This window comes from Bradyrhizobium sp. YR681 (assembly GCF_000282615.1).
GTDB lineage: Bacteria > Pseudomonadota > Alphaproteobacteria > Rhizobiales > Xanthobacteraceae > Bradyrhizobium.
Genome location: NZ_AKIY01000279.1, coordinates 1 through 14441, shown reverse-complemented (window position 1 = coordinate 14441; position 14441 = coordinate 1). Strand labels below are relative to the sequence as shown.

General features: G+C 63.6%; 15 protein-coding genes, 1 tRNA gene and 1 pseudogene. 5 read left to right on the top strand and 12 right to left on the bottom strand.

Annotated elements, in window-relative coordinates; translation table 11 throughout:
- Positions 1-143: 143 nt before the first annotated feature.
- The 3 genes and pseudogenes from PMI42_RS30350 to PMI42_RS30340 form a co-directional block, all read right to left on the bottom strand.
- Positions 144-938, bottom strand: coding sequence for a creatininase family protein (locus tag PMI42_RS30350; RefSeq protein WP_008141765.1), 795 nt, complete (start codon positions 936-938; stop codon positions 144-146).
- An 89-nt stretch (positions 939-1027) separates the two neighbouring features.
- Positions 1028-2190, bottom strand: a pseudogene (locus tag PMI42_RS39440) (ABC transporter substrate-binding protein).
- Between the two features lie 216 nt (positions 2191-2406).
- A complete protein-coding gene (locus tag PMI42_RS30340) occupies positions 2407-3114 on the bottom strand; it encodes a DJ-1/PfpI family protein (RefSeq protein ID WP_008141762.1) in 708 nt (235 codons plus the stop codon).
- A 91-nt stretch (positions 3115-3205) separates the two neighbouring features.
- Here PMI42_RS30340 and PMI42_RS30335 point away from each other — a divergent pair, with 91 nt between their 5' ends.
- Entirely contained in the window at positions 3206-4201 is a 996-nt protein-coding gene (locus PMI42_RS30335; protein ID WP_035967084.1) for a GlxA family transcriptional regulator, read from the top strand.
- Between the two features lie 265 nt (positions 4202-4466).
- Here the strand turns inward: PMI42_RS30335 and PMI42_RS30330 are convergent.
- Positions 4467-4551 (bottom strand) — tRNA-Leu (locus tag PMI42_RS30330).
- Positions 4552-4710: 159 nt separating this feature from the next.
- The gene (locus PMI42_RS30325; protein ID WP_008141759.1) at positions 4711-4953 is read right to left on the bottom strand and encodes a FliM/FliN family flagellar motor switch protein; all 243 of its coding nucleotides are present in this window, start codon (positions 4951-4953) and stop codon (positions 4711-4713) included.
- A gap of 81 nt (positions 4954-5034) precedes the next feature.
- Here PMI42_RS30325 and lipB point away from each other — a divergent pair, with 81 nt between their 5' ends.
- The gene (gene lipB, locus PMI42_RS30320; RefSeq protein WP_008141756.1) at positions 5035-5772 is read left to right on the top strand and encodes a lipoyl(octanoyl) transferase LipB; all 738 of its coding nucleotides are present in this window, start codon (positions 5035-5037) and stop codon (positions 5770-5772) included.
- Positions 5773-5972: 200 nt separating this feature from the next.
- The gene (locus PMI42_RS30315; protein WP_008141754.1) at positions 5973-6686 is read left to right on the top strand and encodes a DNA helicase; all 714 of its coding nucleotides are present in this window, start codon (positions 5973-5975) and stop codon (positions 6684-6686) included.
- Positions 6687-6729: 43 nt separating this feature from the next.
- Here the strand turns inward: PMI42_RS30315 and PMI42_RS30310 are convergent, their stop codons facing one another.
- Positions 6730-7152, bottom strand: coding sequence for a tautomerase family protein (locus tag PMI42_RS30310; RefSeq protein ID WP_008141752.1), 423 nt, complete (start codon positions 7150-7152; stop codon positions 6730-6732).
- 112 nt (positions 7153-7264) lie between these two features.
- Between PMI42_RS30310 and PMI42_RS30305 the strand changes: the two genes are divergently transcribed.
- Positions 7265-8119, top strand: coding sequence for a LysR family transcriptional regulator (locus tag PMI42_RS30305; protein ID WP_008141750.1), 855 nt, complete (start codon positions 7265-7267; stop codon positions 8117-8119).
- A 442-nt stretch (positions 8120-8561) separates the two neighbouring features.
- On the opposite strand, the gene PMI42_RS30295 is transcribed toward PMI42_RS30305, so the two are convergent.
- Genes PMI42_RS30295 through PMI42_RS30285 form a run of 3 tightly spaced genes read right to left on the bottom strand, consistent with a single transcriptional unit; the run spans position 8562 to position 11234 of the window.
- Positions 8562-9998: a TIGR01777 family oxidoreductase gene (locus PMI42_RS30295; RefSeq protein WP_008141734.1), complete on the bottom strand. Its 1437-nt coding sequence runs from the start codon at positions 9996-9998 to the stop codon at positions 8562-8564.
- On the bottom strand, positions 9995-10660 hold the full coding sequence (locus PMI42_RS30290) for a DUF4166 domain-containing protein (protein WP_008141728.1): 666 nt from the start codon (positions 10658-10660) through the stop codon (positions 9995-9997). Before PMI42_RS30290 ends, PMI42_RS30295 begins: the two co-directional genes overlap by 4 nt.
- A gap of 16 nt (positions 10661-10676) precedes the next feature.
- Complete coding sequence (locus PMI42_RS30285; protein WP_008141725.1) at positions 10677-11234, bottom strand: GbsR/MarR family transcriptional regulator; 558 nt, start codon at positions 11232-11234, stop codon at positions 10677-10679.
- A gap of 153 nt (positions 11235-11387) precedes the next feature.
- On the opposite strand from PMI42_RS30285, the gene PMI42_RS30280 reads away from it, so the two are divergent.
- A complete protein-coding gene (locus tag PMI42_RS30280; protein WP_008141723.1) occupies positions 11388-12908 on the top strand; it encodes a PAS domain-containing hybrid sensor histidine kinase/response regulator family protein in 1521 nt (506 codons plus the stop codon).
- Between the two features lie 72 nt (positions 12909-12980).
- On the opposite strand, the gene PMI42_RS30275 is transcribed toward PMI42_RS30280, so the two are convergent.
- From PMI42_RS30275 to PMI42_RS38200, 3 genes are all read right to left on the bottom strand, one after another.
- A complete protein-coding gene (locus tag PMI42_RS30275) occupies positions 12981-13280 on the bottom strand; it encodes an acylphosphatase (RefSeq protein ID WP_008141721.1) in 300 nt (99 codons plus the stop codon).
- On the bottom strand, positions 13277-14143 hold the full coding sequence (locus tag PMI42_RS30270) for an isocitrate lyase/PEP mutase family protein (RefSeq protein WP_008141718.1): 867 nt from the start codon (positions 14141-14143) through the stop codon (positions 13277-13279). The genes PMI42_RS30275 and PMI42_RS30270 overlap by 4 nt, the downstream gene beginning before the upstream one ends.
- 156 nt (positions 14144-14299) lie before the next feature.
- On the bottom strand, positions 14300-14441 hold a 142-nt coding region (locus tag PMI42_RS38200), incomplete at its 5' end, for an acyl-CoA carboxylase biotin carboxyl carrier protein subunit (protein WP_008141716.1).

Here is a 14441-nt window from a genome sequence, read left to right as displayed (position 1 = left end):
GGCCAGCCGCCGCAGTCGCTGCGACGGTCGGCGCGGAGTGCGTGAGGCGGGCGCAGACATCCGCGCGAATTGAGCTGAACCACAAAACCACTTGACGCCGGCGCCGACAACCCGGGGATGTTCGGCCGTCATCGCCCCCTTCACTATTCACGGACGACGGGAGATGGAAACTTCGCCGCCAGCCACGGCTCTCCTGCTCTCAGATTCTGCGCCAAAGCTTCGGCGCAAGCCGTGAGCAGGGTCTCGCCCTTCGCCCGGGAGCTCCGCCTTGCATCGCCGGCAACTCCCGAGATTGATACCTCGTGGAATGGGACGAACCGCTTGAGACCGGGAATCAGCGACGCCTGGACGTCGAACGGAGGACCATTGGCCTCCGAGAGTCGTGCCTCATCGACGAGTTCTGGTGACACCGCCATCATCATTGACGTCTCTGCCTCGCAAGCGTGCATCAGACCGTTCTGGTCTTCCAGGATCGCCGAGATCTCATCGAGAGCGAGCATGAAGTAGGTTGCAGTCGCGATCTGGGCGTTCAGTTCACGCGTCATCTCCGCTGCGATCGCGGCCAGACCGGCAATGTTGCCCGCGTGACCGTTGACGAGCACGATTTTCCTGAAACCCGCGGCGAGGATCGATCGGCACAGGTCGCGCAACAGTGCGTGATAGGTAGGAAGGGATAAGGAGAAGGTGCCGCCAAACGGCACATGGTGATCCGCAAGACCGCACCAAACGGTCGGCGTCACAACGACCGGAACAGGCGCAATCAAACGCGCCGCACGGTGGCACACCGCCGTCACAAGCATATCGTCGACGCCGGTTGGAAGATGCGGCCCGTGCTGTTCTGTCGAGGCGACCGGCAACAAGACGATCGCGTCTCTGGATGCCAGCTCGCATAGCGCACCGGCCTTCAAACGGTTCCAGCAGAACTCGGCCACTTCCATCACCCTTCCAAATCATCGTCCAAGTCTCGCGTGGTCGCGGACTCTCTTGTGAGCCGCAGCGAGCGATTGCTTGGAGTTCTCGCCTCGGCTTACTTTTTCACCAACGGGCACTCGCTCTCCGCCAGGGGCGAGAACGCTTCCTCTCCTGGCACCGTCTTGACGATATTGTAGTACTCCCAGGCAGCCTTCACTTCGGAGGGATCCTTGACCTGTACCAGGTAGAAGTCGTGGACGAGCTTGCCGTCTTCTCGGATCTTCGCGCCCTTCGCATAGAAATCATCGACCGGTGTCGCGCGCATCTTGTCTAGCACCGCATCGGTTGCATCGGTGTCGGCGGCCGCAACCGACTTCAAATAATGCAACACGCCGGAATAAACCGCCGCCTGGGGCTCGGTTGGCATCGCGCCATGCAGCTTGAAGAAGCGTTGCGAAAACGCCCTGGTGTCTTCGTTGCGAGCCCAGTACCAGCCTGTCAACGACGTAAGCCCCTTGCTGGTGCGGGCGTCATGGCGTGCACATCCGTGATGAACATCAGTTCAGCAACTGGTTTTTGACCCGTGCCCATGCCGAACTCATTCCACTGCTTCATCGAGGTCACGAGTTGCTCGCCGGCGTTTGCGAAAGCGACGATCTTGGCTTTTGACGCCTGAGCCTGCAGCAGGAATGAGCTGTAATCAGCATTGCCGATTGGATGGAATACGGCTCCAAGAGACTTGCCGCCCGAAGCCGCGAGTGCTCGCTGCGACTCCATCACCATGTTCTTGCCGAACGCATAGTCGGCGGCGATGAAGAACCAGGTATCAAAGCCCTCGGCCACCAATGCCCGAATTTGGCCCGCGACGAGGTTGTAGGAATCGTGCAGCCAGGCCAGCCCGGTTTTGGCGCATTGCTTGCCATTCAGTTCGGTCGTGGCGACCGACGTATAGATAACGATCTTGTTCTTGTCTCGAGCAATCGATTGAATTGCCAAACCGACTGCCGAGTTGCCAACGTCGATCGCCATATCGACGCCATCGACGTCGAACCACTTTCGCACGATGCCGGCACCGATGTCCGCTTTGTTCTGATGGTCCGCCGATACAATATCGACCTTGAGCGAGGAATTGGTCTTCTTGAAATCCTCGACGGCAAGACGCGCTGCTCGCACTGACCCCTGCCCGTTCGAGTCGGATAAGGGTCCAGCCTGGTCGTTGATGACGCCAATTCGGATCACGCCGCCTGAAATCTCGCCAGCGACTGCCGGAGCATCCATGGATCGAGCGAAGAGCAGCGCAGCCGCGATCATCGATGCTTGCGCGCTTTTCGCAAGACAAGACGTTGGCGTGATATTCCACATCCGACGACGATTCATGAGTTCTTGCCCCTGAGCGAGACTTGCATTGCTGTAAAGACAGCCCGGCGTTGAAAAACGGCGCGCCATCCTGCTCCGTAGCGCGCCATAAACTGGGAGGCCCACGCCTTCCAGGAGTTAAACGGGAGCCGTGTCGCTCGCCCCGAGCTTGCTGGCCGCCCTGTCAACAGCTTCCTGGCGCAGCCGCAGCCAGCCAGCGGAGTTCGCCCTGATCTCTTTCAGCAGCGCCGGAGGCGCATTCTGAACCGTGAGATTGAAGGGTGGCTCTGGCTGGTATTCGATGAACAGCTGAATGCGCTTGGCGACATCTTCGCCGCACAGCTTTGCCGCGACCAGGAGGCCAAAATCGATACCCGCAGTCACACCACCGCCGGAGATGCGGTTGCCATCGACCACGACGCGATCATCGACGCCGATCGCGCCGAAGAAAGACAGCATGTCCCGCATCAACCAGTGGCACGCAGACTTGTATCCGGTGATGAGGCCTGCGGCTCCCAGGATGAGACTGCCGGCACAGACTGACGTGACGTAGCGAGCAGATCCACCCTTCGCGCGGACGAAAGAAATCACCTCTTCGTCGTCCATCATGGAGACCATGCCAGGCCCCCCGCCGATGCAGAAGACATCGAGATCCGGGCAATCGGCGAATGTCGTCGTGGGCATCACGGGAAGACCGACATCGCTGATCACCGGCTCGATGCGCTTCCACAGAAGATGAACGCGGGCGTTTGGCAATCGGGCCAAGACCTCGAATGGTCCGGTGACATCAAGCTGAGTCATCCCGGGAAAGAATACGATTCCGATCTCGATTGGTTTGCTGGACATTGGTCGCCTCGCGCTGGAACGAAGCGAGGTTGACAGAAGGCAGACTTTGCCGAAATGTCATTCTACACGCAATTCCTGCCAGGCCTCCCTTATGCAGCCTGTCCGCCGCCTCGTCTTCGTGCTGTTCGAGGACTGCCTCATGCTCGACTTCGTTGGGCCCATGCAGGCCTTTGAACTCGCTTGTGAAAACTCAACAAGCGACCCTCCTTATGCATGGCAGTTTTGCTCCGTGAGCGGAGGCATGATCCGGACATCAGCTGGCCTGGACGTATCGACCACAGCGCTGGCCGACTGTGACCCATCGAATATCGACACGATCATTATCGGCGGCGGTCCCGGCGTGCATCGTGCCGCCGCCGAGCCCAAACTGACCAACTGGTTCGCGAACGTCGCACCGCACGTCAGGCGTGTTTGCTCTGTTTGCACCGGCACATTCGTGTTGGCCGCGTCGGGTCTGCTGAGCGGTCGTAGAGCCGTGACGCATTGGAGCTCTTGTGACCTCCTGAGCAAAATGCATCAGGACGTGTCCGTTGAGATCGACCCCGTTTTCATTCAGGACGGACAGGTCTGGACGTCTGCGGGCGTTACGGCCGGCATCGATCTGGCTCTCAGATTGATCGAAGAAGACGTGGGGCATCGTGAGGCGATGCGTGTGGCGCGGCGCATGGTCGTCTTTCTCAAGCGGCCTGGAGGACAAGCCCAGTTCAGTGCGCCGTTGCGCGTTCAATCCTCGGAAGGCAGGGTTTTCGAGGAGATATCAGCCTGGATACAAGGCAACCTTCGGCGCGATCTGCGCGTCGAACGTCTCGCTGAAAAAGCCGGAATGACCCCTCGCACCTTTGCTCGCGTCTTTAGACAGAAGACCGGCAAATCGCCCGGCAAAGCCGTCGAAGAGTTCCGCCTCGAAGCGGCTCGCAGGGCTCTTGAAGATTCGAGCGTCTGCCTCAAGGAAGTCGCCGCGAGCTCTGGCTTCCAAAGCGAGGAGCATCTGCGCCGCGCATTCCGCCGGCGATTGAACGTTCTGCCTCATGAATATCGACTGAGGTTCCACAATGGCAATGAGAAGGCACGGCAGACCGGCCATTGATCGAAGGTTGTTTTCCGAGCCATCGGCTGAAGACGCGATTGTCGCCGACCGGGTGCCTTGACGGTGCGTTGGATTCCGCCTGCGCGAGGTTGGACCCTCGGCGACCTCCCGTTGTTGTGGGCGATACGCATGTCCGGGCCGCAGCCGCCCGCCAATGTCTTTTGGTAAAGGACAAGGTCCTTCGGTCGGCGCGCCAAAGCGTGAGCCGCGAGGACACGCCATTTGGCCCAGCGACCAAATCGGTCTCAGATATGTTTTTGAGAGGTGGTGCGCTCGGAGGGACTCGAACCCCCACGGTGTTACCCACTGCCACCTCAAGGCAGCGCGTCTACCAGTTCCGCCACGAGCGCAAGGAGATACCGGCCTGAGGTCGTTAGGCTGGCCGGATCAGCGGTCGCCGATCTAACAAATCCATCAGGGGGATACAAGCCTGCAAAGGCCTCGAATTCCACAAGCTTGGCAGGAAAGTTCGGTCCCCTGCCCGGATCGGCCCTATCGGGCGGCCGGCCTTAGCGGGTGCCCTGCGTCCGCGGCAGCATCTGCTTGACCTCGACCGCGATCCGGTTGCGGTCGACCAGCACGACGCCGGATGCGACGGGGAGATTGTTGGCCAGGACCTTGACCTCGTCGGCCTCGGTTGCGTCTAGCTCGATGATGGCGCCGCGGGAAAGACGTAATACTTGATGGATCGGCATGGTGGTCGTCCCGAGGACGACCATGAGATCCACGGTGACTTTATCGAGAGTGGGCACTGTCAGGACCGCCGCAACTTGGGACTAGGACGAGGGACTTGGTATTTGCGCCTGCGATCATCACCCGGTTATGGTTAGCCAATGGTTAATTCGCCTCAAAACCCCCGACAAGACCTCGATTTGACGTCGTTTTCCGCCGCCGACGGCCAGCCCGTGGAGTGGCTGATTTCGGACGCGCCCGTGCCCTATCCGGAGGCGGTAGCCGCCATGGAGGCGCGCGTGGCTCAAATCGCGGCGGGCGAGGCGCCGGAACTGGTCTGGCTGCTCGAGCACCCCCCGCTCTACACCTCCGGCACCTCGGGCAAGGACAGCGACCTGCTTGATGCCCGATTCCCGACCTTTGCCACCGGCCGCGGCGGCCAGCTCACCTATCACGGGCCCGGCCAGCGGGTGGCCTACATCATGCTCGACCTCAAGCGCCGCCGGCCGGACGTGCGGGCCTATGTCGCGAGTCTGGAGGAGCTGATTCTGCGCACGCTCGCCGCCTTCAACATCCGCGGCGAACGGCGCGAGGACCGGGTCGGCGTCTGGGTGAAGCGGCCGGACAAGGGATCCGAACACGAGGACAAGATCGCCGCGATCGGCGTGCGGTTGAAGCGCTGGGTGTCGTTCCATGGCATCGCCATCAATGTCGAGCCGGAGCTGGAGCATTTCGCCGGCATCGTGCCGTGCGGCGTCGCCGATCCCCGCTATGGCGTGACGTCGCTGGTCGACCTCGGCCAGCTCGTCACCATGACCGATGTCGACGTCGCGCTCCGGCAGGCTTTTGAAGAGCTGTTCGGGCCGACAACAGCGTTGGTGCCGGAAGCAGCCGTCTAGCACTTTTTCTGTTTGAGTCCGACCGCGCCTGTTCTCCGCCCGGCGCGGAATCAGTTACGCTTGCGTCCGGCGCCGCCCACGCCTCCCCCCTCCGCCGGGAAAGCAGACCTCATGCCGGGCGAGTTGATCATCGGACCGACTGTTCGAGCACTGGGCATAAGGAGGGATTGCATTTCAGCTCGCAATGGGAGGTTTTGACGATGAGACTCTCTGCGCCGATCTATCATCTCAAGCGCAAGGCGAAGCGCCTGTCGCGCGAGGAAGGCATTCCGCTCCACGCTGCGCTTGACCGCATCGCCGCGGCGGAAGGTTTTTCCGCCTGGAGCATGCTCGCAGCGAAAGCCGCCGCGCTGACGCCGGCCACTCGACTGTTTCCACAATTCCAGCCGGGTGATCTGGTGCTGGTCGGGGCCCGCCCCGGCCAGGGCAAGACGCTGATGAGCCTCGAATTTGCCGTGGAGGCCATGAAGTCCGGCCATCGCGCGGCGTTCTTCTCGCTCGAATATACCGAGAGAGACGTTCTGGACCGCCTACGGGCGATCGGCGCGGAGCCGGCGCAGTTCGACAAGCTCTTCGAGGTCGATTGCTCGGATACGATCAGCGCCGATCACATCGTCAAGCAGATGGCTGCGGCTCCGCGCGGCACGTTCGTGGTGATCGACTATCTGCAACTGCTCGACCAGCGGCGGGAAAACCCCGATCTGACCGTCCAGGTGCGCGCGCTGAAATCGTTCGCACGCGACAAGGGGCTGATCGTCGTCTTCATCTCGCAGATCGACCGCTCCTACGATCCCTCGATCAAGCCCTGCCCTGATCTTGGCGATGTCAGGCTGCCGAACCCGCTGGATTTGAAGCTGTTCGACAAGACCTGTTTCCTGAACAATGCGGAGGTTCAGTTTAGAGCCGCGAGCTGACGATCAGGCCGCGGGTGAGATTGTTCACCCGCGGCCTGTCGTTTCACGCCGCCTTCAGCGAAACCTCGAGCTTGCCGGCGATGTAGCGGCGCTCCTGGGTCAGGCCGCCGAAGCCGTAGGCATCGCCCTTGACCTCGTCGACATGCAGATAGGTCTCGGGATGCAGCGGGCCTAGGATCTCGGCCATGCGCTTGAACATGGCGGCGAGATAGGCCGCCTTCTCGTCCTTGGTGTTGGTGCCGTCGGTGACGTGGATGTCGATCCAGTAGCTGGCCAGCTTCTGCTCGGCGAGCGACTTGCCGCCGGCGAACCAGTCATCGGCATCCACGGACTTGACGATGATGGCGGTCACCTCCGGGTCCTTGTGCAGGATTTTTGCGGTCAGCTCGGACACGGCGCCGGCGATGTCGGCCTTCAGCGACGGCGACTGGCGGGAAGACGTATAGGACACGGTGATCAGGGGCATGGTCGTTCTCCTCAAGATGCCCGCGCGATGTGCGCGGCGTTGGTGAGAAGCTAGACCTCCCCTCGTCATTTTGGTATCTTATCTCTGTTGATACCAGTGATAACGATTCATAATGACAGCAACCCTCGACATCGCCACCATCAAGGCCTTCCTGCTGGTCGCCGACCTCCAGAGTTTTACCCGTGCCGCCGAAGCACTCGGCACGACGCAGGCGGCGGTCAGCCTGAAACTTCAGCGGCTGGAGACGTTGCTCGGAAAGCGCCTCGTCGAGCGTTCGCCGCGCGCGGTCCGGCTCACCGCTGATGGCGCGAACTTCCTCGATCGCGCCCGCGCGCTGATGGCGGCGCATGACCGCGCGCTGTCGGGCGAGACATCGGCTGCGCAATCACTCTCACTCGGCATCTCCGACCATGCCGCAGGACCTGAACTGGTGCCGCTGCTCGAACGCCTGCATGCGATGTCCGCAAACCTCACCCTCGCTGTCACCATCGGCTTCTCGCGCGAGATGCAGGACGCCTATGACGCGGGCGAGCTCGACGCGGTAATCGTCCGCCAGGAAGGCAGCCGCCGCGGCGGCGAGAAGCTGACTGAGGACGAGTTCGGCTGGTTCGCATCGCGGCGCTTCACCCTGCCGAAAGGCGAGCCGCTGCCGCTGGCCACGCTCGCCCCGCCCTGCGGCGTCCGTGCCGTCGCCGTGCGCGCGCTCGACAAGGCCGGCATCGCCTGGCGCGAGCGCTTTGTCGGCGGCGGCGTCACAGCGGTGGTCGCGGCGGCGCTTGCCGGACTTGCCATCGCGCCGCTGGCGCGACGGATCGCGCCTCACGGGCTTGTCGACATCGGCCCTGCCCACAAGCTGCCAAAGCTCGGCAGCTCAAAGGTGATGCTGCATTCAAAGGTCAGTGACCCCGCAAAACTTGCAGCGCTGCGCACGATCGCGGCGACGTTCCGGAGCACGGCAACCGCCTGAGAGGCGCGCCGGCCGGATCGTCACCGCGTTGATTGCCCGCGGATCTTCCCGCGGAGAACCAGTAGACGATTCCAGCCAGAGATCCGACTACGGCAAAGACAGCGACGGGCGGAAGCACCTTGGGAAAGATGAATGCTCCAATTAGCGCGCCGATCGCCGATCCGGCGCCGGCGTAGAAGAAAACAGAGCGCATTGCGAGCCATTCGCCCAGCGATATGACAATGACTGCCGGAATCCCGGACAGCAGACAGATGAGGACGAACGTCAGCGGCAGTCCGAACACGGCCATGATGATGGTGAAAGCCAGGATTTGCGCGGGGCCTCCGCCAAACAAGGCCACGCTGACTACTATGATTGCGTCCAACACAGCACTCGCGGCCATGCAGGCCCGAATCCAACCTGACACCGTGCGAGAAAGGGCATCGCCAGACATCTCATCACCTCACAGGATCGCCTCAAATGCACTGCGCAACGTCTCGTGCCGGAAAACAAAACCGCGGCTCAGCGCCTTGTTCGGCAGCACGCGCTGACCGCCGAGCAGGAGTTCATCGGCAAAGCCGCCGCCGATCCGACGCAGCAAACCTCCGGGAATGCGGAACACGGCGGGCCGGTGCAGACGGCGGCCGAGCTCCTCGGTGAACTTTGCGTTGGTGACGGGGATCGGCGCGGTGGCGTTGACGGGGCCGGCAAGATCCGGCGTCGCCATCACATAGGCGATCAGGCGAATGAGGTCGTCGCGCTCGATCCAGGACATCCATTGCCGCCCGGTGCCGAGCGGACCGCCGAGCCCGAACTCGAACGGCGTCAGCATGCGCGTGATGAAGCCGCCCTCGGTGCCCAGCACGAGGCCGATGCGCAAATAGACCACGCGGACACCAAGCTCTTCCGCCGGCCGCGCCGCTTTCTCCCAGGCCGCGCACAGTTCGTGGCTAAAGCAGGCGTGCGACTTCGCCGACTCCGTCAGCACCTGGTCAGCCCAGAGACCATACCAGCCGATCGCGGAGCCGCTGACGAGCACCTCCGGCTTGCGGTCGAGCCGTGCGATCAGCTTGACGATCTCGCCGGTCATGTCGATGCGGGAGCCGATGATCTTCGCACGCTTGGCCTCGGTCCACAGGCCGTTGCCGATCGGCTCGCCGGCGAGATTGACGATGGCATCGATGGGCGTGTCCGAAGCGAGCTGATCGAGGCTGGTGATCAGCGTCACCGGCGGCGGCAGCATCTCGGCCTTGGCGGGATTGCGGATCAGGGCGATGACGTGATGCCCTGCGCCGCTGAGGCTTGCCGCAAGGCGGCTGCCGATGAAGCCGGTGGCGCCCGTGATCAGCACGGTCTTGCGGCCGGGGAGCTTTTCGACCAGTCCGTGCGCGGAGGCGCTTTTCATGCGGCCGAGCCGGCGCATCGCGGCAAAATCCCGGACGCCGCAGAGCGCTGCGCCGATCGCGCAGGCGATCGCAGCAATGCTGAGCAGGCCCTGATACACCACCGTCACGCCGAACGGCTGCATGGCCCAATCGATCAGCACCGGCAGCAGCAGCACCAGGATGGCGCCGTAGTTGATCGCGAGCAGCGTGTGATTGATCCGCTCGCTCGGCGGCAGCTTCCGGCTCAGATCCTCCTCGACGAAATCCATCAGCGTGATCACGATCTCGGCGACCAGCACCGCGACGATCAGGAGCGCCAGCACGCCGTAGACCTCGAGCCAGCCGAGCAGCAGGAACAAGAGCGCATAGAGCATGTTGCGGATGCCGTGCAGCTTCAGCTCGAAACGCTGCGACGGGCGCCAGGCCAGCCGCTCGGTGAATTCGTGGTGATAGAAGGTGTCGAACACGCCCATCACGATCTGGATGGCGATGAGGGTCCACAACAGCGGCGTCATGATACGGCCTCCCTGAAGACGGCGGACTGGTGGATCAGCGTGCCGTAACGCGGATGAATGACATCGAGGGTGAAGCGGAAGGCGCCCTCGCCGAGATCGCTATGGGTCACGGTGAGGTCGCCCGGCGTGAGCCATTGCGGCAGCGGGATCCAGACGCGTCCGAGCTGCAAGCCGTAGCCGGCACTGCGGAAGGTCAGCGTCTCGCCTTCCACCGCGATGCGCAGCGCCATCGACACGCCGAATCCGACATATTCCTCGAGCCCGGTCGGGCCCGCAAAACGTTTTGCCGAATGGATCACCTGCGGAAAGCCGCGCTTGCGCGCGCAGATGCGGGTCCAGGTCTGGCCGCCGGTCCCGCCGTCCTCGGTGACCGTGACGATCATGGGCACGCCGGTATCGCGTCCGGTCGGCAGCGGCCCGCCGATCAGGCGCGCGGCTTGCGCGAACCACCAGCCGATGTCGCTGAAGCCGACCTCGTCGACCACGCCGACATAGACCACGCTGTCGCCGTCGGCGACGCGCTTGGAGAAGCGCCGCCAGGTTGCGAGCGGCAGGCGGCCCCAATCCTCGTCCGACAGCAATGCGCGAAAGCGGCGGTCGTCGAGCAGCTTGATGTGAGCGGAGGGAGATGCGCTTAAGCCTGATAATCGAGCCGACGTCATCGCACCCTCCTCAACACTATTTAGCCTTGCCCAGCGGCAGCAAATTGGCGATCTTCTCGCCAAGCCGCATCAGGGCGACCAGCCGCGGCCGCGGCACCTTCAGCATCTGCATGAACCAGTGGTCGGCGAGCTCGGTGAAGGCGAGCATCTCCTTCAGCCGTTTGCTCGCGACCGGATTGATGGTGGGATCGTCGGCGGCATCGGACACGCAGGCCCGCAGCGCCGAGATCGCCGGATCGAGCTCCCGCTCCTTGCGCCGCGCCGCGATCCGCGCCGCGACCTCCCAGATGTCGGTCTCGGCCTCGTAATGGTCGCGGCGGTCGCCGAGGATCGGCACCCGCCGGATCAGATTCCAGGCGAGCAATTCCTTGAGCGAGTTGGAGACGTTGGAGCGCGCCATGCCGAGCGTGTCGGCGATGTCCTCGGCTGTCATCGGCGCCTCCGCCAGATAGAGCAGGCCGTGGATCTGGCTGACCGAGCGGTTGACGCCCCACTGATCCCCCATGTCGCCCCAATGCAGGATGAAGCGCTCGACGGCGGCGGGGAGTTTCTTCTTTCCGGTTATTTCTGTCATGACAGAAATATCTGACATATGCGATTGACTGTCAAGGGCTACCGGCGGCTTGCCGTCCTGCATACCGTCCGCGATATTTGCCTAAAAACGTCCCAGAATGCGGGAACCAAACGCCCCCTTGGACGTTTGCCCCCGTCGAGGTGGGGTCCCGGAATGGTCAAAAGTTTCAGTCAGCAGAGAGACTTGTTCGAGAGCGAACGCAGTTTCCGGCTGTTGGTTGAAGGGGTTGCGGACTACGCACTCTACATGCTCGACCCCAAGGGCATCATCACCAGCTGGAACATCGGCGGCGAGCGCATCAAGGGCTATTCGTCCGAGGAGATCGTCGGCCAGCATTTCTCGCGCTTCTACACCGAGACCGACCGGGCCAACGGCAAGCCGGCCCGGGCCCTCGGCATTGCCCGGGACAAGGGCCGTTACGAGGAGGAAGGCTGGCGCGTCCGCAAGGACGGCACCTTCTTCTGGGCAAGCGTCGTGATCGATCCGATCTACGAGGACAGCGAGCTGATCGGCTTCGCCAAGATCACGCGCGACATCACCGAGCGGCGCAACACGCAGGTCAAGCTCGAGGCGATTCAGAAGCAGCTCGCCGAGTCCCAGAAGTTCGATGCGCTCGGCCAGCTCACCGGCGGCGTTGCCCATGATTTCAACAACCTGCTGATGATCATCAGCGGCAGCCTTCACACCCTGAAGCGAGGCGCTGACGACGACGCCAAGCTCCAGCGCGCGATCTCGGCGATCGAGACCGCGACCAAGCGTGGCGCCGCACTGACCAACCAGCTCCTCACCTTCGCCCGGCGACAAAGCGTCAACCCGCAAGCAATCGATTTTGCCGAGCGCATCGCGGCGATCCGCGAGGTGCTCGACGCCGGCGTCGGCAGCTCCGTGCGCCTCGCCTTCGACGTCGGCCGCGAGGTCTGGCCGATCAGGGCCGACGTCTCGGAGCTCGAGACTGCGCTGCTCAATCTCGTCATCAATGCCCGCGATGCGATGCCGGACGGCGGCACGGTGACGATCAGCGCCCACAACGTCGTGCTCGACGAGCCCCCGCTCGCCGGCGAGTTCGTAGCGATCGACATCGCCGACACCGGGTTCGGCATCCCCGCGGACGTCGTCGACAAGATCTTCGAGCCGTTCTTCACCACCAAGCCGGTCGGCAAGGGCACCGGCCTCGGCCTGTCCCAGGTGCACGGCTTCGCGCACCAGGCCGGCGGCACGGTGAAGGTCGCAAGCGAGCTCGGCAAGGGCACCACCTTCAGCATCATGCTGCCGCGCGGAACGGATGTGCCGGCACGCGACACGGCGGAGGTGGCGCCGCTGCGCGGCAGCGGCACCGTGCTGCTGGTCGAGGACAATCCGGATGTCGCCATCGTCAGCATCGGCCTGCTCGAGCAGCTCGGCTACCGCGTTCGCCGCGTCCCCGACGCCGAATCCGCGCTGCGCGAGCTGGAGCATAACGGCGTCGACTTCGTCTTCTCGGACATCGTGATGCCCGGCAAGATGGACGGCCTCACCCTCGCCCATCATTTGCGCCAGGTCCATCCCGGCCTGCCGATCCTGCTCGCCACCGGCTACAGCGAGGCCGCCGCCGACGTGCGCGGCGACTTCCCGATCCTGCGAAAGCCCTACGAGATCCACGAGCTCAGCGAGGCGATTTCGAAGCTGCCTCGGTGAGGCTCCTTCTTCGCCTCTCCCCGTCAGAACGGGGCGAGGGAGCGCACCGCCCGCGGGGGGACGGATTGCGTTTCACACCGTCGGCAACACCGAGAACGTCTCCCCTGCCCGGCGCAGGTTGAGCTCATCCACACTGGCCGTCTCGCTCGTGACGCTGTCCACCCGCGACGACGGTGGTCCATGTCGGCACAGTGCGACCATGTCGGCGACATGCTTCGGCGTGCCCGCGAAGAGTGCTTCGACGCTGCCGTCGCGGCGGTTGCGGACCCAGCCTTCCAGCCCGCAATTGGCGGCCTGATACTCGACCCAGGCCCGGTAGCCGACGCCCTGCACGCGCCCCCGGATCATCACCTGGAGGATCGCCTGGCTCACTTCTTTAGTCCGAGAAAACCGGCGCCACGCGCCTTCGCGTCGGCCTCTCGCACAACGCGACTGGTCAGCTCCGCTGACGGCAATCCTTTCAGCGCCTTCGGCGCCGTGCCCTCTCGCAGCGCCTTCTGAACCTCGTAGACGGCCTGCGTCGCCGCCGCGATCGGCGCATGGCCCTGCAGCGCGATGCGCACGCGCTGGCTGGTGAGGTAGTCGAGCGCGTTCAATTCGTCCGGCGCGCCGCCCAGCACGATCGGAAGATGCGTGGCGGATACGATCGCCTCGAGCTCCGCGCGCGACTTGATGCCGGTGAAGAACAGCGCGTCCACGCCGGTGGCTTCATAGGCCCTGGCGCGGCGGATCGCATCCTCGATCGAGGTGATCGCGGCAGCCCCGGTGCGGCCCATGATGACCAGCGAGGGATCGTCGCGGCCATCGAGCGCGGCCTTCATCTTGCCGACGCCTTCCTCGAGCGAAATCAGCTGCGCCTTCGCCTCGCCGTAAGCGGCCGGCAGCAGCGTGTCCTCGATGGTGAGGCCGGCAGCGCCCGCCGTCTCCAGCTCCTGCACCGTGCGGCGCACGTTGAGCGCATTGCCATAGCCGTGATCGGCATCCACCAGCACCGGCAATGCGGATGCGCGCGACATCCGCCGCATCTGCTCGGCAAGCTCGGTGAGCGTGATCAGCGTAATGTCGGGATCGCCCAGCACCGCGAGCGAGGCGACCGAGCCGCCGAACATGCCGAGCGGGAAGCCGAGATCCTCGGCAATGCGGATCGAGATCGCGTCATAGACCGAGCCGGGATGGACACAAGTTGCGCCCGACAGGATGGCGCGCAGTTTCTCGCGGCGGGAACGAAAGGCCATGATGCCCTCTCAAATATTGCGACGCAGCCGCAACATACTCCGTCATTGCGAGCGCAGCGAAGCAATCCAGAATCTTTCCGCGGAGGCAGTCTGGATTGCTTCGCTGCGCTCGCAATGACGGTGTCTGTGGGGCCAACGAGGGGCCCACGCGCACCCTTACGCAAACTCCAGAATCAGCGCGTCCACCGCAAGCGTCGCACCGGCGCTGGCGTGGACCTTCTTCACGGTGCCGTCCTGCTCGGCGCGCAGCACGTTCTGCATCTTCATGGCTTCGACCACCGCCAGCGTCTCCCCGGCC